21 protein-coding genes and 1 pseudogene are annotated in these 26,870 nt (G+C 33.4%); 17 read left to right on the top strand and 5 right to left on the bottom strand.

What is annotated here, in order from left to right:
- The first annotated feature begins 8 nt into the window (after positions 1 to 8).
- Both ACYSNV_RS05730 and ACYSNV_RS05725 read left to right on the top strand, forming a co-directional pair.
- Positions 9 to 647: a helix-turn-helix domain-containing protein gene (locus ACYSNV_RS05730; RefSeq protein ID WP_461761603.1), complete on the top strand. Its 639-nt coding sequence runs from the start codon at positions 9 to 11 to the stop codon at positions 645 to 647.
- Between the two features lie 49 nt (positions 648 to 696).
- On the top strand, positions 697 to 1,365 hold the full coding sequence (locus ACYSNV_RS05725; RefSeq protein ID WP_461761602.1) for a uracil-DNA glycosylase: 669 nt from the start codon (positions 697 to 699) through the stop codon (positions 1,363 to 1,365).
- A 103-nt stretch (positions 1,366 to 1,468) separates the two neighbouring features.
- On the opposite strand, the gene ACYSNV_RS05720 is transcribed toward ACYSNV_RS05725, so the two are convergent.
- On the bottom strand, positions 1,469 to 2,641 hold the full coding sequence (locus tag ACYSNV_RS05720; RefSeq protein ID WP_461761601.1) for a proline dehydrogenase family protein: 1,173 nt from the start codon (positions 2,639 to 2,641) through the stop codon (positions 1,469 to 1,471).
- Positions 2,642 to 2,999: 358 nt separating this feature from the next.
- On the opposite strand from ACYSNV_RS05720, the gene aroB reads away from it, so the two are divergent.
- From aroB to ACYSNV_RS05675, 9 genes and pseudogenes are all read left to right on the top strand, one after another.
- The gene (gene aroB / locus ACYSNV_RS05715) at positions 3,000 to 4,067 is read left to right on the top strand and encodes a 3-dehydroquinate synthase (RefSeq protein ID WP_461761600.1); all 1,068 of its coding nucleotides are present in this window, start codon (positions 3,000 to 3,002) and stop codon (positions 4,065 to 4,067) included.
- 303 nt (positions 4,068 to 4,370) lie between these two features.
- The gene (locus ACYSNV_RS05710; protein WP_461761599.1) at positions 4,371 to 5,771 is read left to right on the top strand and encodes a type III PLP-dependent enzyme domain-containing protein; all 1,401 of its coding nucleotides are present in this window, start codon (positions 4,371 to 4,373) and stop codon (positions 5,769 to 5,771) included.
- Between the two features lie 65 nt (positions 5,772 to 5,836).
- The gene (locus ACYSNV_RS05705) at positions 5,837 to 6,811 is read left to right on the top strand and encodes a deoxyhypusine synthase family protein (RefSeq protein ID WP_461761598.1); all 975 of its coding nucleotides are present in this window, start codon (positions 5,837 to 5,839) and stop codon (positions 6,809 to 6,811) included.
- Between the two features lie 93 nt (positions 6,812 to 6,904).
- Positions 6,905 to 7,198 (top strand): annotated as a pseudogene (locus tag ACYSNV_RS05700) (hypothetical protein); the annotation flags it as partial.
- A 133-nt stretch (positions 7,199 to 7,331) separates the two neighbouring features.
- Positions 7,332 to 8,426: a redox-regulated ATPase YchF gene (gene ychF / locus ACYSNV_RS05695; RefSeq protein WP_461761597.1), complete on the top strand. Its 1,095-nt coding sequence runs from the start codon at positions 7,332 to 7,334 to the stop codon at positions 8,424 to 8,426.
- 316 nt (positions 8,427 to 8,742) lie between these two features.
- Positions 8,743 to 9,612, top strand: a complete 870-nt coding sequence (locus ACYSNV_RS05690) for a YihY/virulence factor BrkB family protein (protein WP_461761596.1) — start codon at positions 8,743 to 8,745, stop codon at positions 9,610 to 9,612.
- Positions 9,613 to 9,698: 86 nt separating this feature from the next.
- A complete protein-coding gene (locus ACYSNV_RS05685) occupies positions 9,699 to 11,552 on the top strand; it encodes a DNA topoisomerase IV subunit B (RefSeq protein ID WP_461761595.1) in 1,854 nt (617 codons plus the stop codon).
- A gap of 2 nt (positions 11,553 to 11,554) precedes the next feature.
- Positions 11,555 to 14,203, top strand: a complete 2,649-nt coding sequence (locus ACYSNV_RS05680) for a DNA gyrase/topoisomerase IV subunit A (protein ID WP_461761594.1) — start codon at positions 11,555 to 11,557, stop codon at positions 14,201 to 14,203.
- Positions 14,204 to 14,220: 17 nt separating this feature from the next.
- The gene (locus ACYSNV_RS05675; protein WP_461761593.1) at positions 14,221 to 15,147 is read left to right on the top strand and encodes a phospholipase A; all 927 of its coding nucleotides are present in this window, start codon (positions 14,221 to 14,223) and stop codon (positions 15,145 to 15,147) included.
- Positions 15,148 to 15,185: 38 nt separating this feature from the next.
- Here the strand turns inward: ACYSNV_RS05675 and ACYSNV_RS05670 are convergent, their stop codons facing one another.
- On the bottom strand, positions 15,186 to 15,383 hold the full coding sequence (locus ACYSNV_RS05670; protein WP_461761592.1) for a hypothetical protein: 198 nt from the start codon (positions 15,381 to 15,383) through the stop codon (positions 15,186 to 15,188).
- A gap of 11 nt (positions 15,384 to 15,394) precedes the next feature.
- A complete protein-coding gene (hemN, locus tag ACYSNV_RS05665; protein ID WP_461761591.1) occupies positions 15,395 to 16,750 on the bottom strand; it encodes an oxygen-independent coproporphyrinogen III oxidase in 1,356 nt (451 codons plus the stop codon).
- A 100-nt stretch (positions 16,751 to 16,850) separates the two neighbouring features.
- Here hemN and ACYSNV_RS05660 point away from each other — a divergent pair, with 100 nt between their 5' ends.
- The 4 genes from ACYSNV_RS05660 (at position 16,851) to ACYSNV_RS05645 (ending at position 21,570) form a co-directional block, all read left to right on the top strand.
- Positions 16,851 to 17,225, top strand: a complete 375-nt coding sequence (locus ACYSNV_RS05660) for a rhodanese-like domain-containing protein (RefSeq protein WP_461761590.1) — start codon at positions 16,851 to 16,853, stop codon at positions 17,223 to 17,225.
- A gap of 110 nt (positions 17,226 to 17,335) precedes the next feature.
- Positions 17,336 to 17,623: a DUF4834 family protein gene (locus ACYSNV_RS05655; RefSeq protein ID WP_461761589.1), complete on the top strand. Its 288-nt coding sequence runs from the start codon at positions 17,336 to 17,338 to the stop codon at positions 17,621 to 17,623.
- Positions 17,624 to 17,835: 212 nt separating this feature from the next.
- Positions 17,836 to 20,271: a YfhO family protein gene (locus ACYSNV_RS05650; RefSeq protein ID WP_461761588.1), complete on the top strand. Its 2,436-nt coding sequence runs from the start codon at positions 17,836 to 17,838 to the stop codon at positions 20,269 to 20,271.
- Positions 20,272 to 21,570 (top strand): glycosyltransferase family protein, encoded by a 1,299-nt coding sequence (locus ACYSNV_RS05645; RefSeq protein WP_461761587.1) that lies wholly within the window; start codon positions 20,272 to 20,274, stop codon positions 21,568 to 21,570.
- Positions 21,571 to 21,997: 427 nt separating this feature from the next.
- Here the strand turns inward: ACYSNV_RS05645 and uvrA are convergent, their stop codons facing one another.
- Positions 21,998 to 24,817: an excinuclease ABC subunit UvrA gene (gene uvrA / locus ACYSNV_RS05640; RefSeq protein WP_461761586.1), complete on the bottom strand. Its 2,820-nt coding sequence runs from the start codon at positions 24,815 to 24,817 to the stop codon at positions 21,998 to 22,000.
- Positions 24,818 to 25,248: 431 nt separating this feature from the next.
- On the opposite strand from uvrA, the gene ACYSNV_RS05635 reads away from it, so the two are divergent.
- Positions 25,249 to 25,836 (top strand): RNA polymerase sigma factor, encoded by a 588-nt coding sequence (locus ACYSNV_RS05635; protein ID WP_461761585.1) that lies wholly within the window; start codon positions 25,249 to 25,251, stop codon positions 25,834 to 25,836.
- A 48-nt stretch (positions 25,837 to 25,884) separates the two neighbouring features.
- Positions 25,885 to 26,034, top strand: a complete 150-nt coding sequence (locus tag ACYSNV_RS05630) for a hypothetical protein (protein WP_461761584.1) — start codon at positions 25,885 to 25,887, stop codon at positions 26,032 to 26,034.
- 44 nt (positions 26,035 to 26,078) lie between these two features.
- Here ACYSNV_RS05630 and ACYSNV_RS05625 read toward each other — a convergent pair whose 3' ends face one another.
- Entirely contained in the window at positions 26,079 to 26,753 is a 675-nt protein-coding gene (locus ACYSNV_RS05625; protein ID WP_461761583.1) for an endonuclease III domain-containing protein, read from the bottom strand.
- Positions 26,754 to 26,870: the final 117 nt, after the last annotated feature.

Raw genomic sequence — 26,870 nt, 5'->3', positions numbered from 1 at the left:
ATAACGACATGTTAGATACTTCGAAAATTTTACGTAGAGTTAAAAAAATGGTTGGAATTAAGACAGATTTGGAGCTCTCAAAGTTATTAAACGTAAAGCCAAATACGATTTCATCATGGAAAAAAAGAAATAGTTTACAATATGAAGCCATAATTGAGCTATGTGCTAAATATAAAATAGATCTAAATGAGTTGTTTTTTAGCGACTATCACAAGGTTTCCACAGGGGCACATGTGCATGGGCGTGTTAAGATGATTACCGTGGATCAGCACTTGGAATATTTTTTAAATCCGGAGGAGGTTTTAAGAAATGCACCCAGTTATGTGTTTCCAACAACCGAACCTGTTGACTTTGCAGTTCAAGTTGCCTCAGAGAATATGTATCCAACCATACGTGTTTCATCTTATGTTTTGCTTAAAAAAGTAGAAGTGCAAAGCGTACAACCTTTTCATATATATCTTTATATTCTACAAGGTAAAGGAATTTTTATGTTTCGCTTTAAGCGCTTAACCCAAGAGTGTAATTTGCTTTTTACATCCGATAATCCCAATATTGGAAATACCGAAGTGGATCCATCGCAGATACGTGAAATATATGAGGTTAAAGCATTATTTAGTCCAAATTTAAAACATATTGGAGATCAATAATATTCATTTTAAGATTGTCCTAATCTAAGGATACCGACATTGAATCACTATGCAGATTATACAACGACCATGCTGGAGCAATCTTTTAGAACAAGAAATGCAAAAACAATACTTTTGTGACTTGCAGAGTTTTGTCAGCGATCAATATCAAAACTTCACTACTTATCCAAAACAAGAGGATATTTTCAAGGCCTTAGAATTGACCCCTTTTAAACAAGTTAAAGTCGTTATTTTAGGCCAAGATCCTTATCATGGAGAGTTTCAGGCTAATGGATTGAGTTTTTCAGTTAATAAAGGAGTCAAAACTCCTCCTAGTTTAACCAATATATTCAAGGAGTTAGAAAATGATTTAGGAATTAGAAATTTAGTAAATGGGGATTTAAGCCCTTGGGCCAAACAAGGCGTGTTGCTTTTAAATGCAACTCTAACGGTGAAACAAAAATCTCCAGGATCCCATCAAAATAAAGGATGGGAGATTTTTACCGACAAAATCATCCAAGAGATATCTACTAAATTAGATGGTGTGGTGTTTATTTTATGGGGTAGTTATGCTCAAAAAAAAGGCAAAAATATTGATGCTTCTAAACATTTAGTTATTAGCTCTGCTCATCCATCACCTTTATCGGTTTATCGTGGGTTTTATGGCAGTAAGCCTTTCTCGAAAACCAATGATTACTTAAAAGCTATAGGTAAAGAGCCCATAGACTGGAAGTTATAGTTAAACTTTTAAATTATGGGATAAAAAATAAGTGGTAAAACATTTGAAAAACTTCAAATGTTTTACCACTTTATATTTTGCTAAAGAAAAAATATTTTAAAACTTATAGTTTTCTTCTTTTCATTTCTGTGGTAATTAAGTCTAATTCACGTGTGGTTTGTCCTTCAACAGAAGTGTTTTCTTGAGCACGACGAATTAAATAAGGTATTACATCTTTTACAGGGCCAAAAGGAAGGTATTTAGCAACATTATAATCTAACTTTGCTAAGTTAAAGCTGATATTGTCACTCATTCCGTAAAGTTGCCCAAAAAACAATCTTTTATCATGATGTGATATATTGTGCTCTTGCATTAAGTCCATAATTAAATATGAACTATCCTCATTGTGAGTACCTGCAAATAAAGCCATAACATCAATATGATCGATCATAAAGCGAATACCTGAGTTGTAATTAATATCAGTTGCTTGCTTGTCCACACAAATAGGAGACTTGTAACCTTTTTCTAAAGCTCTTTGTCTTTCTATTTCCATGTATGCACCGCGAACAACTTTCATTCCAACGTGAAAACCTTCTTGGGTAGCAATCTGATGTAAGTCCTTTAACCATTGTAAACGATCCCAACGATACATTTGAGCTGTATTGTAAATAATAGCCTTCTCTTTGTTGTATTTGCGCATCATGTCCAGGCAAATAGCATCAGCTGCATCTTGCATCCAGCTATGTTCGGCATCAATCAATAGTAGAACATCGTTATCATAGGCATATTTACAAGCCATGTTAAAACGGTATAAGATACGTTCCCACTCTTGTTGCTCATCTGGTGTAAACTCTAAACCTTCTCCTTTTTTAACAAACATATCAAAGCGTCCAAAGCCAGTTGGTTTGAAAACAGCAAATGGAATTGCCTCTGGGCGTTCTTTTGCAAACTTGATTGTTTTTAAAGTCATATTTAAAGCTGCATCAAATTGTTCTTCGGTCTCTTTACCTTCTACCGAATAATCTAAAACAGACGCCACTCTACCTTTTGACCACATAGTGTCAACTACCGATAAACAGTCCTCTTCACTTACCCCACCACAAAAATGATCAAAAACAGTAGCACGGATAAGTCCCGTTACTGGTAAATGTGTTTTAATAGCGAAGTTAGCCAATGAAGATCCCATTTTAACCAAAGTAGGCTTACTTATCATTTTAAAAAGGAAGTGAGCTCTTCGTAATTCTTTGTTGTTCTTTAAGGCAAAAGCTACCTCTGTGTTGTTAAATAATTTTTCCATTATTATAAGTAAAATCAATGCTACAAATATAATTACTCTTTTTTTAATATCTTAATTGTTTTATCTTTAATGTTCATTAATCCTAATTTGGGATATACTAGTTATTAAAATAGGCCTATTTGTGGTAAAAAGAGCCCGAAATAGATTTAAAAAGACAATTTAAATGATAATATTATGGGCGTAAATTAAAGATAAAGCTTAACTTTATTACAAGTTTGACAATTTTGTTGCTTTTTTAAAGCCAAAAACTTAAGTCTATGACAAAGTAAGTGGTGAAAAAAAGTTCTTTTAATTAACTTTTAAAGTGTTTTTTAAAATAATTATAAGTTACTTTGTTTTGTACAATCAATAAACAAAAATGGAAAAAATTCAAGCGCAAGGCTATGATATCGTATTTGGAAAAGATAGCTACACGTATTTAGGCGAGGTATTAAACCAAAAGCAATACACCAAGCTCTTTATTTTGTGTGATACCAATACAAATGAGTATTGTATGCCTTATTTCTTAGCTCATCTACCAATAGAAATAGATTTTGAAATAATAGAGGTAGAGCCAGGGGAAGAAAATAAGGTTTTGGAAACCGCTCAAGGAGTAATTGAATCTATGTTGGAATTAGCAGCTGATCGTAACAGTGCGATGCTTACTGTTGGGGGTGGAGTGATAACGGATTTAGGAGGCTTTATTTCTTCTATATATATGAGAGGTATAGATTGTTATAATATACCTACTACCTTGTTGTCTATGGTGGATGCCTCTGTTGGGGGTAAAACAGGAGTAGATTGCAATGGGGTGAAAAATTGTATTGGAACCTTTAGTATGCCTAAAATGGTGGTGGTTGATGTTCATTATCTGGAAACTCTGCCTGTGGATCAAATTAAAAGTGGTTACGCAGAGATGTTAAAGCATGGTTTAATTTACGATGGTTCTTATTATGATTTTTTAAAAGATATATCAAATGTAGATCTGGCAGATTTAGAAAATCTTGTCAAACATTCGGTAAATATTAAAAATCAAGTAGTGAGTCAAGATCCTAAAGAATCGGGTCTGCGAAAGATTCTAAACTATGGACATACAATAGGTCATGCCATAGAGAGTTATTTTTTAAGTCAACAGGATAAAGAAACTTTATTACATGGACAGGCCATAGCCATTGGGATGGTAATAGAGGCCTATTTATCCACAGAGTTATGTGGTTTGTCTAAAGAAGCATTTAAAGATATTAAAGATAATATTCAGGGGATTTTTGGCCAAGTAGATATTTCCCAAAACGACATAGAGAATATTTTACAATGGCTTAAGTTTGACAAGAAAAATTCGCAAGGTAATGTTCGTTGTGTATTGCTTAAACAAATAGGTGAGCCGGTCTATGATATTGTATTGAGTAAAGACTTGATTTTAAAGGGGTTTGATGCCTATTTGCAATAAGAACTAAAATAACATTCATTTTCTTTTTTCGTTTGTTTATTTTATTACATTTGCCACGTGAAAAAGGACATTTTATATATTAGATTTTGCCTTAGTAAATTAAAGGTATTAGAGCCTTTTGTTAGAAAACAAAAAGCTGATTTTGTATATACTATTATTAAATATTTTAAGGAAGCCTTAAATTCGTTTCGATTCAGGCATAGGTTACCTATAATGTTTGCTAATATTAGAGTTTGAAAAATGGTTTTTTATTAGGCCTTTTATAACTTACATTTTTTAACTATTTTAAAATTGATATTTCAGATGAACACTAAATATGTCGATTTAATAAATCAAACTTTTTACTTTCCACAAGAAGAATTTAAATTAAATAAGGATAATCTTACATTTCACAACATTGACCTAATGGGGTTAGTTGAAAAATATGGAACACCTTTAAAATTCACTTATTTGCCCCAAATTTCAAACAATATTAGCAAGGCTAAGGATATGTTTAGAAAGGCAATGGAGAAAAATAAATATAAAGCAAATTATTATTATTGTTATTGTACAAAAAGTTCTCATTTTTCTTATGTTTTAGATGAAGCCTTTAAAAATGATATTCATGTAGAGACTTCTTCGGCTTTTGATATAAATATTGTAGAGAAGTTATTGGAAACAGGGAAAATCAATGAAGACACTTTTGTGATCTGCAATGGATTTAAAAGAGAAGCTTATATTGATAACATCGCTAGATTAATCAATGAAAAGCATGATAATACGATTCCAATTATCGATAATTACGAAGAGCTTGACTTATTGCAAGAGCAAATTGATAAGAAGTTTAAAATCGGTATTCGTATTGCTTCTGAGGAAGAGCCAAAGTTCGAGTTTTATACCTCTAGATTGGGTATCGGATATAAGAATATAGTGCCTTTTTATAGAAAGCAAATTGCCGATAATCCACAAGTTGAATTAAAAATGTTACACTTTTTTATCAATACAGGGATTCGCGATACATCGTACTATTGGAATGAGCTTTTAAAATGTTTGAAAGTTTACATTGCTTTGAAAAAAGAATGTCCAACCTTAGATAGTTTAAATATTGGAGGAGGGTTTCCTATTAAAAATTCACTAGCTTTCGAATTTGATTACCAATATATGATCGATGAGATTATAAATCAAATAAAAATATCTTGTGATGAAGCAGGAGTTGCTGTGCCAAATATTTTTACAGAATTTGGATCTTACACCGTGGGTGAGAGTGGAGGAGCAATCTATCAGATTTTGTATCAAAAACAACAAAATGATAGGGAGAAGTGGAATATGATAGATTCTTCTTTTATCACAACACTACCAGATTCTTGGGCAATTAATAAGAAGTTTATTATGCTTCCTATCAATAGATGGAACGATACCTATGAACGAATATTACTTGGAGGGTTAACTTGTGATAGTGATGATTATTACAATTCAGAGCAAAATCTAAATGCTATTTATTTACCTAAGTATAGTAAAGAGAAGCCACTTTATATTGGATTCTTTAACACCGGAGCCTATCAAGATACTATTGGTGGATTCGGAGGTATTCACCACTGTTTGATTCCGCAACCAAAACATATTTTAATTGACAAGGATGAAAACGGTATTATTGCTACAGAGTTGTTCTCGGAACAACAAACCGCTGAACAGGTTTTAGATATCTTAGGATATAACCAAAAATAATAAAACGATAGAATTACAAACAAGATCAAAACAGATCATTTATTAATATTAAATAAGATTTAAAAATGAGTAAAGGACCAATTAGTCAGTTTTTAGAGCATCATTATAGACACTTTAACGCAGCGGCTTTAGTAGATGCTGCAAAAGGATATGAGGCACAATTAGCCGATGGAGGTAAGATGCTAATTTCTATGGGTGGTGCTATGAGTACTGCTGAATTAGGTATTTCTTTAGCCGAGATGATTCGTCAAGATAAAGTTCACTTTATTTCATGTACTGGTGCAAACTTAGAAGAAGACGTAATGAACCTTGTGGCTCACTCTCATTATAAAAGAGTTCCTAACTACAGAGATTTAACACCAGAACAAGAGCGTGAGCTTTTAGATAATCACTATAATCGTGTAACCGATACATGTATTCCAGAGGAAGAGGCGTTTCGTCGTTTACAAAAACACCTAGAAGATGTTTGGCATGCAGCTGAGGCTAAAGGAGAGAGATACTTCCCGCATGAATACCTATATCAAGTTGTGAATTCTGGAGTATTAGAGCAATACTATGAAATTGATCCTAAGGATTCTTGGATTGTTGCAGCGGCAGAGAAAAACTTGCCTATAGTTTGTCCAGGATGGGAAGATTCAACTTGTGGAAATATCTTTACTTCCAATGTAATTAAAGGTAAATTAAATGTTCATACAGTTAAATCTGGAATTGAATATATGATTTATTTAACAGAATGGTACCGTGCAAATTCAGCAGGTAAAGGAGTAGGTTTCTTCCAAATTGCAGGTGGAATCTCTGGAGATTTCCCAATTTGTGTTGTTCCAATGATGTATCAAGATTTAGAATGGGAAGATGTTCCTTTCTGGGCATATTTCTGTCAGATTTCCGATTCTACAACTTCTTATGGATCTTATTCTGGAGCTGTTCCTAATGAGAAAATTACATGGGGTAAATTAGATGTCGATACACCTAAATTCGTAATTGAATCTGACGCAACTATCGTAGCTCCATTGGTGTTTGCGTATGTTCTTGGTAATTAATAAGTAGTGATTTTTTTTTAAAAATAGTGAATAATTTTATTTGATTATTACTAATTTGCTACTACATTTGAAAAGAAATAAAGCAATAAAAGAATGAAAAGAGTAATTGTTGATTACGCCAAGTTAACTAACGAAATTTTAGCACTTTTAGTGGATAAATTTCCTGATGGATACGATGATGCAGATATAATTCGCTTTAAAAATCAAAAAAACGAAACTATCGAAGCGGTTGAAGTTCGCACCGAGGATACAATCTACTTAGTTAAGGTAAGTACTAAATTAGCCGATAGAATTGAGAATTTTGATGATGAAGAAGAGGATTACCCAGATACTGCAGATGACTCACTAGATGCATTGAAAGATCTGGAGATCGCTGATGATGAAGATTAATCTAATCTATATATGAAAAACCACCCCAAATGGGGTGGTTTTTTTATTTTTTGTTAACCATAGTAGATGTATTGTAGGTTTATTTTCAATATATTTGCCAGCATTAAAATAGACTGAAATAATTAGAAATATGAAAGCAGGTATTGTAGGATTACCAAACGTGGGTAAGTCAACTTTATTTAATTGTTTATCTAACGCAAAGGCGCAAAGTGCAAACTTTCCTTTTTGTACCATTGAACCAAATATTGGGGTGGTAAACGTTCCGGATCCAAGATTACTAAAGTTGGAAGAATTGGTTAATCCAGAAAGGGTTTTACCAGCTACAGTTGAAATTGTAGATATTGCAGGTTTAGTAAAAGGGGCCAGTAAAGGAGAAGGGTTAGGAAATCAATTTTTAGGAAATATCCGTGAGTGTAATGCTATTATCCATGTGTTGCGTTGTTTTGATAACGATAATATAGTTCACGTTGATGGTAATGTTAATCCTGTTAGAGATAAAGAAACTATTGACATTGAGTTACAATTAAAGGATTTAGATACGGTAGAAAAACGCTTAGAAAAAGTTAAAAAAGCTGCTAAAACCGGTAATAAAGAAGCGCAAGTTGAAGCTGGATTATTAGAGCGAATCCGCCAGGCATTATTAGAGGGGAAATCCGCTAGAGTAATTCAGGTTGACAATCAAGATGAACAAGAGCTTTTTGATGCATTTCAGTTAATTACAGCCAAACCTGTTTTATATGTTTGTAATGTAGATGAATCTGCCGCAGCAACAGGAAATGCTTATGTACAACAAATCAAAGAATTAGTAAAAGATGAGCACGCAGAGGTAATAACTCTTGCAGTGGGTACAGAGGCAGATATTACAGAGCTTGAAAGTTTTGAGGAACGTCAAATGTTTTTAGAGGATATCGGTTTAAGTGAACCGGGTGTATCTAAATTAATTCGTTCGGCTTATAAGTTGTTAAACTTACAGACCTATTTTACAGCGGGTGTAAAAGAGGTGCGCGCTTGGACTATCAATGTAGGAGATACAGCTCCACAAGCAGCAGGTGTTATCCATAGTGATTTTGAGAAAGGTTTTATTCGTGCAGAGGTTATATCCTATGAGGATTTTGTAAACTACGGATCAGAGTCCAAAGTTAAAGAAGCTGGTAAATTAAGAGTAGAGGGTAAAGAGTATATAGTTAAAGATGGTGATGTAATGCATTTCCGTTTTAACGTATAAATCAAATTCTATAAGTTATAAAAAAGGCGTTTTTGAATTACTCAAGAACGCCTTTTTTTATGCAATAAATTTTTTTTTTGAGCTTTGGCATGAAATAAATAGGTTTTATTACTGGAATATAACCACTATTTAAAAGGGTTATTTAAAAACAATATTGTATTTTAGTCACTGCGATAAATTATTTATTTATATCCTTAAAGAGTTCTGAAATAGATTTATAGGATTAATTTATTAGGTATTTTGCTCATTTTAAAAAACAATCATGTTAAATAAAGCCTTAGGAATAAAAGTATTTGTGCTATTAAAACAATCTATAATGGATTTTTTAGACGATAATGCGATGAAATTTAGTGCCGCGTTATCCTATTATACCATTTTTGCTTTTCCTCCACTGCTTATTTTGATAATTTCTTTGAGTGGAGTTTTCTTTGAAAAACAGCAAGTAGCTGATTTTTTTTATACCCAATTAAGTGAAATGGTAGGGGTGAATACCTCGCGGGAACTGCGCTCGGTTATGGAAAATGTCAATGTGAACCGCTCGGGGAGTTTAGCAACTCTTATTAGCATTGGTATGTTATTGTTTAGTGCCTCAGGGGTTTTTGCCGAGATACAAAGCTCTATCAACTATATTTGGGGGTTTGCCGCTGCGCCACATAAAAGTTTGGCTCAATTTGTTCGAAACCGATTAATGTCGTTCTCTATGATAGCCTCGGTGGGGTTCTTGCTACTTGTCACTTTGTTGATTAACTCTTTAATAAGTTTACTTTACGAGTATTTGACAACTTTGGTGAGCCATGATATTTTGTTTGTAATTAACTTATTAAACAATGTAATTGTTTTTATTATAATAACTTTTTTATTTGCTTTAATTTTTAAGGCTCTGCCAAACGGTAAAATAGGGTGGAGAGAGACTACCGTGGGAGCTGGTTTTACCGCCGTCTTATTTATGATTGGAAAATTTGCAATAGGATTTTACCTTGGCAGTAGTGCAACCTCATCACTTTATGGAGCTGCTGGATCGTTGATTGTAATGCTTATCTGGGTATATTATTCTGCTATGATCTTGTATTTTGGTGCTGAATTCACAAAGAACTATGCGATTTTATTCGGTAATAAGATAAAACCTGGAGTGGATTCTGTGGAAATACGTAAAAATGTTATTAAAAATTCAGATAAAGCAGAATAAATTCAATTTATACTAATTCCAATACTTTAACCATTTTTATTTTAAGCTAAATAATAGTAATTTAGCGCAAATTCCTTACTTTTTATATGCAAAATCAAAATCAATATACCGAAGATAATATTCGTTCACTAGATTGGAAAGAACATATTCGTATGCGTCCGGGTATGTACATTGGAAAATTAGGAGATGGATCCTCACCAGATGATGGTATTTATATTTTACTAAAAGAGGTTATAGATAACAGTATCGATGAGTTTGTTATGGGTACTGGTAAAACCATTGAGGTAACTCTAAAGGATAAAGTGGTGAGTGTTAGGGATTATGGACGTGGTATACCCTTGGGTAAGGTTGTAGATGTTGTCTCTAAGATGAACACAGGGGGGAAATACGATTCTAGAGCTTTTAAAAAGTCAGTAGGGTTAAATGGTGTGGGAACTAAAGCTGTAAACGCATTGAGTTCTTTCTTTAAAGTTGAATCCATTAGAGATGGGCAAATTAAAGCCGCTGAATTTAGTGCTGGAAATTTAGTGCTAGAACAAGAGGTAATAGAGACCACTAAGCGAAAGGGAACCAAGGTTTCTTTTATTGCCGATGAAACGATATTTAAAAACTACAAGTATAGAAAGGAATACATCGAGCGAATGCTCAAAAATTACTGCTATTTAAATAAAGGACTTACAATTTATTTCAATGGTGAGAAGTTTTATTCAGACAATGGGCTACAAGATTTATTAAGTGAAAATATTGATCAAGAAGATCAAGTTTATCCAATTATCCATTTAATAGGACAAGACATCGAAGTGGCTATGACCCATAGTAGAACACAATACTCAGAGGAGTATTATTCTTTTGTAAATGGTCAAAATACCACCCAAGGAGGAACCCATTTAGCGGCTTTTAGAGAGGGAGTGGTTAGGACTATAAAAGAGTTCTACAATAAAAATTTCGATGCCTCTGATGTTCGAAAAAGTATTGTTGCCGCAATATCAGTTAAGGTTGAAGAACCTGTTTTTGAAAGTCAGACAAAAACAAAGTTAGGTTCTACCGATATGGGGCCCAATATGCCAACGGTAAGAACCTACGTTAATGATTTTGTTAAGACCTATTTGGATAATTATTTGCATAAGAATCCCGATATTGCTGAAATTTTATTAAAAAAGATTCTACAAGCCGAAAAAGAAAGAAAAGAGCTATCAGGTATACGTAAATTAGCAAAAGAAAGAGCCAAGAAAGCCAGTTTGCATAATCGTAAATTAAGAGATTGTAGAGTGCATTTTAATGATATTAAAAATCCACGCTATTTAGAGAGCACTTTATTTATTACCGAAGGGGACTCTGCATCGGGATCAATTACAAAAAGTCGCGATGTGAATACCCAAGCAGTATTTTCATTAAGAGGTAAGCCGTTGAACTCTTTTGGAATGACCAAAAAGATTGTTTATGAAAACGAAGAGTTTAACCTTCTTCAAGCTGCATTGAATATTGAAGATGACTTTGAGAATTTAAGATATAATAATATTGTAATAGCAACCGATGCCGATGTGGATGGAATGCATATTAGATTATTGTTAATTACTTTCTTTTTACAGTTCTTCCCGGAACTTATAAAAGATGGACACTTATATATTCTTCAAACTCCTTTATTTAGAGTTAGAAATAAAAAGCACACTATTTATTGTTATAGTGAACAAGAGCGTTTAGATGCAATTGAAAAATTAAAACCTAAACCGGAGATAACACGATTTAAAGGACTAGGAGAGATTTCCCCAGATGAGTTTAAATACTTTATTGGGGAGGATATTCGATTGGATCCAGTGATGCTTGATAAGAGCATGCCTATTGAAAAAATGCTGGAATTTTATATGGGTAAAAACACCCCTGATAGACAAGAGTTTATCATAGAGAATTTGAAAGTTGAACTTGATGTTGTAGAACAATAGATATGAGCCACGAAGATAATTTGAATCCTGATTTAAATAAAGAAAACTCCCAACCAATACAAGACTTCACCCAAGAGCAACAGGAGCTTTCGGCTCAAGAGACAATCACCAAAGTGACCGGTATGTATAAAGACTGGTTCTTAGATTATGCCTCATATGTGATTTTAGAAAGAGCAGTTCCTGCTATTGAGGATGGGTTTAAGCCTGTTCAACGTCGTATAATGCATTCGATGCGTGAATTAGACGATGGACGTTATAACAAGGTTGCAAATATCGTTGGACATACCATGCAGTATCATCCACATGGGGACGCATCTATTGGCGATGCTATGGTACAGATTGGCCAGAAGGATCTTCTTATTGATATGCAAGGTAACTGGGGTAATATTCTAACTGGTGATGGAGCAGCTGCCTCTAGATACATTGAGGCTAGATTAAGTAAGTTTGCCCTAGAGGTTTTATATTCACCTAAGATTACCACCTGGCAAGCCTCATATGATGGTAGGAGAAATGAACCGGTTAATTTACCAGTGAAGTTCCCTTTGCTATTAGCCCAAGGAGGAGAGGGGATTGCTGTTGGTTTATCTACTAAAATTCTCCCGCATAACTTCAATGAGTTAATTGATGCTTCTATAAAAATATTAAAAGGAAAACCATTTAGTATCTACCCAGATTTTCCAACTGGAGGTATTGCAGATGTATCTAATTACAACGATGGTCTTCGCGGTGGTAGAGTACGAGTAAGAGCGCGTATTGCTCCTTTAGATAAAAACACATTAGTGATTACTGAAATTCCTTTTTCAACCACTACCACAAGTCTTATTGATAGTGTATTAAAGGCCAATGAAAAAGGTAAGATTAAGATTAAGAAGATTGAAGATAACACGGCTGCTGAAGTAGAGATTTTGATTCACTTACCAAGTGGTACTTCTCCTGATAAGACAATTGATGCTTTGTATGCCTTTACTGCATGCGAGACATCTATTGCTCCTTTGGGCTGTGTGATTGAAGATAATAAGCCTCTTTTTACAGGGGTTACTCATATGTTAAAAACATCTACTAAAAGAACAGTAGAATTGTTGCGCAGAGAGTTAGAGATTGAACTTTTCGAACTGGAGGAAAAATGGCACTTTCTTTGTTTGGAGCGAATATTTATAGAAGAAAGAGTTTATCGATTAATAGAGGAACAAGAAACATGGGAAGGTGTTATTTCTGCCATTGAGCTTGGTTTAGAACCTTTTATTGGACATTTAAAACGTGCAGTTACACAAGAGGATATTGTTCGATTAACAGAGATACGAATCAAACGTATCTCCCGTTTTGACATTGATAAAGCGGTAGAGAATATTCTTGCTTTAGAGACTGATATAGAAAAAGTTAAACATCATTTAGCCAATTTAATTGAGTTTGCTATTGATTACTTTACTAATTTAAAACTCAAGTATGGTAAGGATAAAAAAAGGCAAACCGAACTTAGAAGCTTTGATACAATTGAGGCTACTAAAGTTGTTTTAAGAAACTCTAAGCTTTATGTAAATAAAGAGGAAGGTTTCTTTGGTACCGGACTTCGAAGAGACCAATATGTTTGTGATTGTTCGGATATTGATGATATTATTGTTTTCTTACGCGATGGTTCGGTAGTGGTGTCCAAGGTGGAGGATAAGAAGTTTGTTGGAAAGGATATCATTTACATAGGTATTTGGGATAAAAATGACAATAGGACCATTTATAATCTTATTTATAGGGATGGCAAATCAGGGTCTAGCTTTATAAAACGCTTTAATGTTAAGGGAGTTACAAGAGATAAAGTTTATAGTTTAACCCAAGGTAAGCCAGGTTCTCAGATATTATACTTTTCGGCTAACCCTAATGGAGAGGCAGAAATCATTACCATTATATTGCGTCAATTATCCAATGTTAAGAAACTTAAATTTGATATAGATTTTGCAGAATTACTAATTAAAGGTAGAGCTGCCAAGGGAAATTTAGTAACTAAATATGCCATAAAAAAAATAGAATTAAAGGAAAAAGGTATTAGTACCCTTCGACCAAGAAAAATTTGGTTTGATTCCAGTGTTGGGCGTTTAAACGTTGATGGTAGAGGTGATTTATTGGGTGAATTTAAAGCAGAAGACAGGTTGTTGATTATTACACAAAGTGGTAAAATAAAAACAATTGTACCTGAATTAAGTACGCATTTTGAACAAGATATGATTGTTTTGGAAAAATTTATACCTAGTAAGCCTATTTCTGCCGTTTATTATGATGGCGAGAAAGAGCGTTATTACTTAAAGCGTTTCTTGGTAGAGAATGAGAATAAGGAAGAGGTATTTATTTCAGATAACGAGAAATCGCGTTTAGAGATTGTCTCAACGGACTACCGACCAAATATAGAAGTTGTTTTCAGTAAAATAAAAGGAGTTCAAAAAGAATCTTTATTTGTAGATGTGGAGGCTTTTATAACTGTTAGAGGAATTAAAGCATTAGGTAATCAATTAACAACCGATAAAGTAAGACAGGTTAATATCTTAGAACCTTTACCCTATGAAATTCAGTCCGAAGAACAGGACTTAGTAGGGGATTCAGATATTCAAGATATAGATCCCGATATTAGTATCGATGATGACGGACAGGCCACTTTATTGTTATAAGCAGCAAGGCAGAAATTATGGTAAACAAAGTAATGGGTCACCAGTTGGCTTTGGTTTGTATCTTTTTTATAAGCATTAACCTACAAGGACAAGAAAAAGAAGATTTGTTGTTTCAATCAAAGCATTGGCAAGATAATAATACCCTTGTGCAAAGATGGGATTTAAGTGCTCAGCAAAAAAGAAGTACATTTACCATTGCCCCGTATAAGCCAATTTACCTTTTACCAGGGAGATGGTCTAATAGGCCAAATACAAAACCTACTAGTTTTAATGCAAATAATGTTAGCCAAGAGGCTTTGCCTTATGAGCCTTGGGAAATAAAATTTCAAATTAGTTTTAAAACCAAGGTTGCTCAAGGACTCTTTAAGGGTAAGGGAGATATTTGGCTTGCCTTTACCCAAACGGCTAATTGGCAGGCTTATAATGAAAAGCTATCTAGACCTTTTAGAGAATTAAATTATGAACCTGAAGTTATTTTTAATTATCCTTTGAATTGGAGAATAAATCAATTTAGGTTTGTAATGGGTGGAATCGGATTTAATCATCAAAGTAACGGAAAGAGTAGGCCGGAATCACGAAGCTGGAATCGCGTAATTTTCCATCTTGGAATGGAATATAAAAATTGGACTTTTAGTGCTAAACCTTGGTTGCGATTAAAAGAAAAGGGCAAAGATGATGATAATCCGCGAATTCAAGACTATGTAGGTAAAGCTGAATTTATGGCCATTTATAAAGATAAAGGACATGTTTATAGCCTGCTGGTTCGTAGCAATTTGCGCTTTAATCCAAGATATAAGGGATATGTAGAATTCACATGGGCTTACCCCATTAAAGATAATTTAAAGTTTTACTTTACCGCCAGTAACGGATATGGAGACTCTTTAATTGATTATAATTGGAGTCAAACCAATATAGGATTAGGTATATCACTAGTGGAGTGGTAAAGATTAAAAAAAGCAAACTTATTATAAGTTTGCTTTTTTTAATCTTTATTGTTTTGAAAATCTTGTTTTTTAGCAGCCTGTTTTAAACTATATGCTAGGTAGATTAAAAAGATGATAAATCCTAGAAAAGAGAGCCAATTTGCTTGTAAAGACCACATATTGGATACATCAAAATTGAAAATGCCATACACCAGGCCTGTTAAAACAATGTAAGTTAGTATTTTTTGAAATTTCATAATCAATTAAGTTAAATAGTCATTGAAAACAATGGTGCTGTTGGTTTATTTCTTTGATATTGCAAATCTAAAGCCATGCAAATGTTTCTTATAAAAGCTCGTCCCTTTCGCGTTACCTTAATTTGGTAGTCTTGAGTTTGTATTAAAAGATCTTTTTTCATTTCATCTAGATTTTTAAATATTAAATCCACATCAATGTGCTTTACATCACCTTGTAAATCTGTCTGTAAATTACACATTAAATTTAAGATATGTTTGCGAATAATCAAATCTTCTTGACTTAAAATATGACCTTTTACCACCGGGATCTTATCTTGGGAAATTAGTTGGTAATATTTATCTAAATCTTTTTCATTTTGTGCAAAACCAAGCCAACTATCTCCAATGGAAGATACACCTAGACCAATTAATAATTGCGTTTTCGACGAGGTATAGCCCATGAAATTTCGGTGAATCTGACCATTGTTCAGCGCCTTGTATAACGAATCTGTTTTTAAAGCAAAATGATCCATTCCTATCTCAGTGTAACCATTTTTTAATAATAATTTTTTTCCGGTTTGATAGTAATCTTGTTTTAATTCACCACATGGGATATCCTTTTCTTTAAAGCCTCTTTGTCCGTTACCTTTAACCCAAGGAACATGGGCATAACTATAAAAAGCTAATCGGTCCGGTTTAAGACTATTTGTTTTTTCCATTGTATCGATTATATCCGACATTTTTTGAAATGGTAGTCCATAAATTACATCATGTGATATAGAGCTATAACCTATTTCTTTTGCCCAAAGAGTAACTTTTGCTACATCATGAAAGTTTTGGTTTCGATTAATAGCACGTTGTATCTGTGGGCTGTAATCTTGTACGCCAAAACTAACGCGTCTAAATCCTAGATCATATAAGGTTTGTAGGTGTGCTTTGGTAGTATTGCAAGGGTGTCCTTCAAAACTAAATTCCGGATTACTGGCAATTTTACATGTTGCGTAAATTTGTTGTAATAGAAACTTTAGGTTATCTGGGCTAAAAAATGTTGGGGTTCCACCACCAAGGTGAATTTCTTTAATAATGGGGATTTGTGTGAATTCTTTACAATACAAAGACCATTCTTTTAACACAGCTTTTATATAGGGCATTTCCAATTCATGTCTTTTGGTTACTTTTTTATGACATCCACAAAAGGTACATAGACTCTCGCAAAAGGGTAGATGTATATATAAACTAATACCTTGTTCTTGGTTGGTTAGCTCAAATGTTTTTTTGACGGTTTGTAGCCACAAAGATGATGTGAAATTTGTTACATCCCAATACGGTACACTAGGATAACTTGTGTATCTTGGTCCCGGAACATTGTATTTTTGTATTAAAGACATGTGGAAATGATTATATTTGTAACAAATGTAAAACACCAATGAGAATTAGGATATGATAATTGTCATATCTGTAATTTAAGATTGCATTAACACTTTTAAGATGAAGAATAAATTTTTTTTAATCCCCTTGTTAAGTTTATTTGTTTACAGCGCTGCTTTGGGACAAGTTACCCAAGAGAATCCCTTATTAAGTAAACATGCTTTTCAAGAAACCCTAAAAGACTCACTAATTCAGTTAGTTGATGTTAGAACCCCACAAGAATTTGAGCAAGGTACTATAGATAAGGCTATAAATATAGATTTTTTAGCTTCTGATTTCTTGCAAAAAGCGGATAGTTTGGATAAAGACAAACCGGTATATATTTTTTGTAAAAGCGGTAAAAGAAGTGCTAAGGCCAGACAAGAGTTAAACAAACATGGTTTTACGCAAGTTTTTGAATTAGAGGGTGGATATTTGAATTGGAGCCAACAATAACTTGTTTATTGATGCTTTTAAGGGCAATATAATCGCTTTTATCAATATTTTAAGAAATATTACTCTTTTTAAGACAATAAAATTATTATTTTTGAAAAAAAACAAAGCTTATGGACACAGCATCTTTAACCGGTTTTATAAAAACTCTGTGTATAATAATATTGGTTTATTATGCATTTAAATTCGCTATGCGCTTTTTACTTCCTTTATTAGTGGTGAAGGTAGCAAAGAAAGCCCAAGCAGATTTTCAACAAAAACAACAAGCCTATTATCAACAACAAAATTCATATAACTCAAATACTAATTACAGTGGACAAGAAGCTTCCAATAAACAGGTGCCTAAAAGCAAGAAAGTAGTAGGAGAGTACATCGAGTTTGAAGAGATAGATAGTAAGTAATCTATTGCGTTGAATTAATTTAAGGAATCTATAAGATGATCACAATGGTTGTGATCATTTTTTTTTGTGCCAAATAAACATTACCCTAATTTGAAAATACAACAATATGGTAAATCGGTAAAATTATGGTATGAATTTTTTATAAAGGTAAAGCTTGCGTCATTTTAATTGGTTAATTTAGCCTATTATAAAAAGTAAATGCTACATAAAAAATGAATATTTATAAGAAATTTCTACCACACCTACTAGTATTGGTTGGTTTTATACTTGTTTCTTTGGCTTATTTTTCACCTGTTCTCTCAGGTAAAGTTATTTATCAGTCTGACATTGTTCAATATACAGGCATGGCCCAAGAGCAAATTGATTTTAGAATTCAAAACGCAAGTGAGCCATATTGGACAAATAGTGCCTTTGGAGGAATGCCGACTTACCAGTTAGGTGCCAAATATCCCTATAATTTCATAAAGGATATAGATAGTGCACTACGCTTTTTGCCAAGACCTGCGGATTATTTGTTTTTATATTTTTTAGGGTTTTATGTTTTAATGATTTCCTTAAGGGTAAGTCCTTTACGTGCATTTATAGGAGCTTTAGCTTTTGGATTTTCTACTTATTTAATAATCATTTTAGGGGTAGGACATAACGCCAAGGCTCATGCGATAGCTTATATGCCTATGGTTTTAGCCGGGGTTTTAATGGTTTTCAATAAACGCTATCTCTGGGGAGGGATTTTAGCTTGTTTTGCAGGTGCTTTAGAAATCAGTGCGAATCACTTTCAAATGACCTATTATCTTTTATTGCTCTTACTAATTGTAGCTGTGGTGTATAGCGTTAAATATATTAAAGAAAAGCAGTATAAATCTCTAGGTTGTATGTTTGGTATTTTGATACTCTCTGGGATATTGGCTCTTGGAAGTAATGCTACAAACTTAATGGCAACCGCTGAGTATGCAAGCTTTTCCACAAGGGGAAAAAGTGATTTAACCACCACTAATATAAAAAACACACCCGGACAAGGCTCCTCATTGAGTTATGATTATATTACCGAGTATAGTTATGGGATTTTTGAGAGTTTAAACTTGTTTGTTCCTGGTTTAACCGGTGGGGCCAATAACCAAGCCTTAGATTTAGAGTCTAATACTGCAAAATTTGTAAAAGGATTAGGAGCAAGTGACCAAGAGGCTCTTTCTTTTGTGGAACGAGTTCCAACCTATTGGGCAGATCAGCCTATTGTAGCGGCTCCAGCTTATGTGGGTGCTGTGGTTGTGTTCTTGTTTGTCTTGGGATGTTTTGTTGAGAAAAGAAAGATAAAGTACATTTTTATTGCAGGTGCAGTGTTTTCATTGCTACTCTCATGGGGAAAGAATTTTTCGATATTAACGGATTTTTTCATTCACTATTTTCCTTTTTATAATAAATTCAGAGCCGTATCATCCATACAAGTCCTATTGGAGATGTGTGTGCCAGCTTTAGCGGTGTTGGGATTATATAGCTACAGTAAATCCAATAGTAGCACACAATATAAATCTTTACTCTACACCTTGTATATTTTTGCAGGGACTTTTATATTTTTATTTATAGCTAAAGCCTCTTTAAGTTTTACTGGAGCTAATGATAATTATTACGCCCAGGCCTATGGAGAAATAGGTCCAGGATTTATTCGTGCGGTAATACAAGATCGTAAACAAATGTACTCTGATGATATATGGCGTAGTTTGATTCTTGTGGCTGTAACTAGTTTAGTTCTTTACCTACAAAGTAAAAATAAATTAAAACAAATAGTTGTCCTTGTGACAATTGGTGGATTGATGGTTTTTGATTTGGTCTTAGTGGACAAAGGATATGTTAATGATTCCAATTTTGTAACCAAATCGCAAATGACAACTCCTTTTATTGCAACTCCTGCTGATAAAACTATTTTACAGGACAAAGAAGTGTTTCGTGTTTATGAAATGCAGGCTGGTTTAAATAGTGCAAGAAGTAGTTTCTTTCATCAAAGTATTAATGGTTACCATGCAGCTAAGCCTCGTCGTATTCAAGAGCTTTTTGATTATGGTTTACTACAATCCAATATGCAGGTTTTAAATATGTTTAATGTTAAATATGTTATTTCACAAGATGAAAATCAGCAATTGGTTCCATTGTTAAATCAAGACCATAATGGAAATGCTTGGTTTGTTACATCCCTAGACAAGGTAGATAATCCAGATCAGGAATTTGAAAAGCTAAGTCAAATAAACACAAAAACTACAGCGGTAATTAATACCAATGCATTTAAAAGCACCACATTAAAGGATAACTATGTATTGGATAGTTTAAGCCAAATTAAACTTGTTTCTTATTTGCCAAATAAACTTGTTTATCAAACCAATAATGCCAATGATGGACTAGGGGTTTTCTCTGAGATGTATTATCCTTATGGTTGGAATGCATATATTGATGGTGAAAAAGCAGATATTTTAAGTGTCAATTATGTATTAAGAGCCTTGGAACTGCCAAAAGGAAATCATCAAGTAGAATTTATTTTTGAACCACAAGTTATTAAAAAAGGTTCTAGAATTGCGTTGATTAGCTTTATTATAATGGTAGTGTTATCTATAGGTAGTATTGTACTGATTAGAAAAAAACAAAACAAATCAGAGGTTTAAATGAAACAAAGAGTTTTAATTATTAGTTATTATTGGCCTCCGGCCGGGGGACCTGGAGTTCAACGATGGCTTAAGTTTGTTAAGTATTTACCTAAGTTTGATATTCAGCCAGTTGTTTATGTTCCCCTTAATCCAACCTATCCACTACAGGATAGTAATTTGTTAGAACAAATGGATCCTGGTGTGACTATTTTGAAAAACAAAATCAGTGAACCTTACAAATTTGCAAAATTATTTTGGCCTGCAAAAAGTAATAACTTAAGTGCCGGGATGATTCCAGCCAAGCGCAAGCAAACCAAGGTAGATAAGCTTTTACTTTGGACAAGAGGAAATCTATTTATTCCCGATGCAAGGGTGGGGTGGGTGAACTCCTCTGTGAATTACTTGAGTAATTATTTAGCTCAAAACAAAGATATTAAGACTATAATTACCACAGGCCCCCCTCATAGTATGCATTTGATAGGATTGGGGTTAAAGCAGTGTTTTGATGTGAATTGGATAGCTGATTTTCGGGATCCCTGGACAACTATAGGTTATCATAAGGATCTAAAACTCTTAGGGTTTGCCGCTAAAAAACATATAGATTTAGAGAAAAAAGTCTTGCAAAAAGCAGATCATATTATTGTTACAAGTAAGTCTACTCAACACGAGTTTAGCCAAAAAACAAGTAAACCAATAAGTGTTATTACCAATGGGTATGATACCATGGATGTAGGAAAAGTTGAATTAGATCAAAAATTCACTTTAGCTCATATTGGCTCTTTTTTATCCGATAGAAACCCTCGGGTATTATGGAAGGCAATTTGTGAGTTACGTAAAGAAAATCCAAGCTTCAAGCAAGCTTTTGAATTAAAGTTAGTAGGAAAGGTTAGTCAAGAGATTTTAGATACCATTGCAGAGTTCAAATTGGACCAGGTCTGCATTAATATGGGGTATTTAAGTCACACAAAAGCATACATGCAAATGAAAGCCTCTTGGGTATTACTTTTAATAGAAATTGATTCAGACCAAAGTAAGTGTATCATACCGGGAAAACTCTTTGAGTATATGGCCTCGGAACGACCTATATTGGCAATTGGTCCTGAACAGGCTGACTTTTTCGAAATTATTCAAGCGACAAATACAGGCAAGTCGGCTCTATATACCCAAAAAGAGCAGATAAAAGAAATTATTTTGGATTACTTTAAGGCCTACCAACAAGGTAAGTTATCTGTTCATGGGATAGGATTACAACACTATAGTAGATACAGATTAACCCAAAATTTAGCCAACATAATAAAGGATATGGATAAAATGTAATTTCGTAGCCCTTAACCAACCTATAGAATAATGGCCAGTAGATGATTCTTCTGGCCTTTTTTTACAGAAGGAAAAATAGGCTATTAAAAACTTAGACATTCAAAACAGTAGTCAAATAAGTTGGATAACAAAGTGTATCTAACAAGTGTGTTCAAACCGAATTTCCTATTGATTTTTAATAAGATGTACTGTTTATTAACTGTTAAATCAAAGCAATTAATCCGGTAAAAAAAAACAGACCGTAGATGACTCTTTAAAAAAAATAGCATCTCACTTTGTTTTTTGTTGAATAAATAAAGCCTGAATTAGTTAGTTTTACGCGGATATCTTGTTTTATAGAATTAAAAAAACGATTGTAAAAGGTTTATTTTACAATCGTTTTTTTAATATTAATTCTTTGGCTATCAAACCTTTTGAATTCTGATTTTTATTTTATTTCAAGTTTTTCTTTTAAGAACTTACCTGTTGAAGATTCCGGATTATTAGCTATTTGTTCAGGGGTTCCAAAGCCAACTAAATTACCTCCATATTCCCCACCACCAGGTCCAATATCGATAATATAGTCAGCTGATTTAATTAGATCCAAATTATGCTCGATAACAATAATGGAATGTCCTTTGTCAATTAAAGCATTGAAGGATTTTAAAAGCTTATGGATATCATGAAAATGTAAGCCGGTTGTTGGCTCGTCAAAAACAAACAACATCTTTTCTCTGGTAGTCCCAGCCAATAAAAACGAAGCTAACTTAATTCTTTGGGCCTCACCTCCGGAAAGAGTAGAGGAGGATTGTCCAAGTTGTACATAACCTAAACCTACCTCTTGTAAAGCCTTTAATTTAATGGCAATTTTTTCTTGTTTGTTTTCTTGGAAGAAATCAACAGCCTGGTCAATGGTCATCTTTAGTATCTGATCGATATTTTTCTGTTGAAAATTAACTTCCAGGATTTCCTTTTTAAATCGCTTACCACCACATGTTTCACATGGTAAATGAACATCGGCCATAAACTGCATCTGCACCGTTACACTACCTTCTCCTTTACAGGTTTCACATCGTCCACCCTCTACATTAAAAGAAAAATGTTTAGGTTGGTAATTTCGCAATTTAGATAGTTGCTGTTTAGCATATAAATCTCTAATCTCGTCATAGGCCTTTATGTAGGTAACCGGATTGGATCGGGAGCTTCTTCCAATAGGATTTTGATCCACATACTCTACTTGTTTAATAACTTCAAAGTCTCCTAGAAGATCACTGAATTGACCTGGTTTATCTCCAGTTCCAGTTAGTCTTTTTTGTAAAGCGGGATATAGAATTTTTTTCACCAAGGTACTTTTACCACTTCCAGAGACTCCTGTAATTACCGTTAAGCACTCTAAGGGGAAGGTAACATCAATGTTCTTTAAGTTATTCTCGCGGGCCCCAATAATTTGTAAGCAATGTTTGTAGGTTCTTCTTTTAAGTGGTACTGGAATTTGTAATGTTCCATTTAAATACCCAGAGGTAAGGGAATCTTGTTTTAAAATTTCTTTAAAACTTCCTTGTGCAACTAACTCTCCACCTTGGCTACCTGCTTGTGGACCAATATCTATAATTTGATCTGAGGCCTTCATAATATCCTCATCGTGTTCCACTACAATAACTGTATTTCCAAGTTTCTTTAGATCTTTTAGAACCTCGATCAAGCGTTTTGTATCTTTGGGATGCAACCCAATGCTAGGTTCATCTAAAATGTACATGGAGCCCACCAAACTACTACCCAAGGAAGTAGCTAGATTAATACGTTGTGATTCTCCTCCAGATAAAGTAGCAGAATTTCTATTGATTGTTAAATAGTCCAAGCCTACATTGCTTAGAAAATCTAAGCGATTGTTTATCTCCAATAATAAGCGTTTGGCTACTTGGATTTGATAAGGGGTTAACTGTAAATTATTGAAAAATTCCTTCAAATTTTTAATCGGTAAATCAACAAGTTCACTTATTGTTTTATCTGCAATCTTTACATAATTTGCCTCTTTTCTTAGTCTTGTCCCATGACAAGTTGGACATTTGGTTTTACCGCGATATCTAGAGAGTAATACTCTGTTTTGAATTTTGTAGTTTTTTGACTCTAATTCTTCAAAGAAACTATTTAGCCCTGTGAAGTAACTATTACCTGTCCAAAGCAATTCTCTTTGATCTTTGGTAAGCTCAAAAATTGGTTTGTGAATTGGAAAATCAAATTTATAGGCATTGTTAACCAGTAAATCTTTAAAAGCACTCATACTTTCACCTCGCCAAGGGAAGATAGCATTTTCATATACCGACAAACCGGTGTTAGGAATTACTAACTCTTGGTCAATACCAATTATACTACCATATCCATCACAACTAGGACATGCTCCATAAGGATTGTTGAAGCTAAAAAGGTGTACGTTGGGCTCTAAAAAGGTAATACCGTCTAATTCAAAACTATTGCTAAAACGGTAATTAGTATTGGTTTGTATATCGTGTAAAACACATTGTCCTTTGCCTTCAAAAAACGCAACATTAATAGCGTCAGCTAAACGGTTGTAGAACTCCTGGTCTTGTTTGATAACCAAACGGTCTACAACTAAAAAAACTCTCGTTAAATCTAATGAATCAATTTGTTGAGTAGTATTTTGTTCTAAAAATTGATCCAACCTATGTACTTTACCATCCACTAAAATTCTTGCAAATCCCTGTTGAAGAAGTAAAGTTAAATGCTCATGCAAGAGTCTTTGATTTTGTAGTTCAATATTAGCAAGTAACATCCATTTGGAATCTAATTCCTGTTGTTTGATAAAATCCACAACATCACTAGTGGTGTCTTTTTTAACAATTTGTCCACTAACAGGGGAGTAGGTCTGTCCAATACGTGCATATAAAAGCTTGATATAATCATATATCTCGGTAGAGGTTCCAACGGTACTTCTAGCATTTGTGGTATTGACTTTTTGCTCAATAGCAATTGCCGGGGCAATCCCCTTTATATATTCTACCTTTGGTTTGTCAATTCTACCTAAAAATTGTCTGGCATATGAGGATAAACTTTCTACATATCTTCTTTGACCCTCGGCATAGAGTGTATCAAAGGCTAAACTAGACTTTCCAGAGCCAGATAGACCCGTTATTACAACTAATTGATTTCGTGGTATTACCACATCTAAATCTTTTAAGTTATGGATTTGGGCACCTTTTATTATTATATTTTTTTTGGGATCTATTGTAGATAGGTCTAATTTGTTCATATACCTTAAAAAAAATTTTAATATACAAAGATACGTTTTTCTTTTGTTTTAAAAATGCCTTTTCCTACTCAATACAAAGGGTAATTAGCTTTATCTACAAAGGGGCAAATAACTAATAAACTTCCTTATTAGCAGCCTGGTTTTTAACTTTTTAGACTTGTAAATTAAAAAGTATTAATCCTATAAAGGCTTATAAAGTACTATAGATAAAAATAGGTTGGGTTTTGAATTAGCTGCAAATTAGAAGAAAGTAAGCTAAAAACACAGTGTTGGTATATTATTAATTAATTAAGTTCTCTTTTTTAGAAATTTTTTATTTTGTTTAACAAATTATATATATATTTGCCCTAGTTTCATTTCAAAAAAAAATAGCCTATAGCATAAAATTACTTTTAGTTTAAAATAAATTATTGTTTTTAAAAGGAATTGTTATGGGTTATAGTCAAACTCCAGATGCTGTATTAATTAAATTATATATAGCAGGTGCTGAACAAGCATTAGAGGTGCTTATTAAAAGGCATCAAGCAAAAATATATGGCTTTATATATTCGAAAGTTACCGACGCTGATCTAGCGGATGATATATTTCAAGACACATTTATAAAGGTAATTCACACTTTAAAAGGTGGGAAATACAACGAGGAAGGGAAGTTTCTACCTTGGGTTATTCGCATAGCTCATAACTTAGTAATGGATTTTTATCGTAAAGCAAAGCGCACACAAATTATCAATGATAGTGAGCAAATGCCAATTTTTGCATTTTTAAAAGATGTAGGAGATTCCGTGGAATCGTTAATGATTCAAGAGCAGATTCACAAAGACATACAGGTCTTAATCCAAGAATTACCCAATGATCAAAAACAAGTAATTATCATGAGAATTTATCAAGATTTAAGTTTTAAGGAGATTGCCGAGCAAACCAATGTAAGTATTAACACTGCTTTGGGCAGGATGCGTTATGCCTTATTAAATTTAAGAAAACTTATTCAAGAGAGAAATATTAGTTTAACCCAACAATAATATAATAATACTTGTCGTTATAAAGGAGAACATTTTAAACTCCCTTATATGAAGAATATTTACAAAGCCCAAGGACAAACTATTGGTTTGCCTAAAAAAGAAACTATTCAGAGCCTTATTATGTATTCAAAAAAGCTCTCGATGTTTTATTTAAATGATTCCGAAATACAATATAGCAAACCAGGTCATAAAAATTAATAAAAAACTCCAAGGTGATGTACATCTTGGAGTTTTATTTTTGTTTATTTCTTTTTGGCTTTGGCTTGTTTTTTCTTGTAATAATCATTTATGACACTTTTTCGTCCAATAACACTTGTAATGATATCTAATTCAAGATCCCAGGCTCTAGCTGGACTATATTGTCTACCATACCAAACCATTTGAAGATGTAGATCTATCCAGTTTTGCTCTGGAAATAAGCGTTTGGCATCCTTCTCGGTTTGCTCCACACTTTTTCCGTTAGATAAATTCCATCGATACAATAAACGATGAATATGGGTGTCTACTGGAAAAGCAGGGACTTTAAAGGCCTGTGTCATTACCACACTAGCTGTTTTATGCCCAACTGCAGGAAGGGTTTTTAAAGCCTCAAGGTCACAAGGGACCTGCCCGTTATATTTATCGATTAAAATTTGTGATAGCCCGTGAATTCCTTTGCTTTTCATTGGCGAAAGCCCACAGGGTCTTATTATATCTTGAATTTGCTCGACAGTTAATTTTACCATATCGTAAGGATTATCAGCCTTGCTAAATAAAATTGGAGTGATTTTATTAACACGTTCATCTGTACACTGTGCCGAGAGTAATACAGCAATTAAAAGCGTATAAGGGTCTTTATGATCTAAAGGAACTGGAATTTCGGGATACAAGGCATCTAAGGTTTCAATAATAAATTGAACTTTTTCTGCTTTTCTCATAATAGGATTATTTTACAATAAGCGAAGATACCAAAAATGGCAAGTATTTTCAAGTGATTTTTTTCTAAACCAAGCCCATTTTAAACACATGTGTGGCTCTAAATAGAGAAAAAACTT

Source organism: Myroides sp. LJL119, from assembly GCF_054871605.1.
This window is presented reverse-complemented; position numbering and strand designations above follow the sequence as displayed.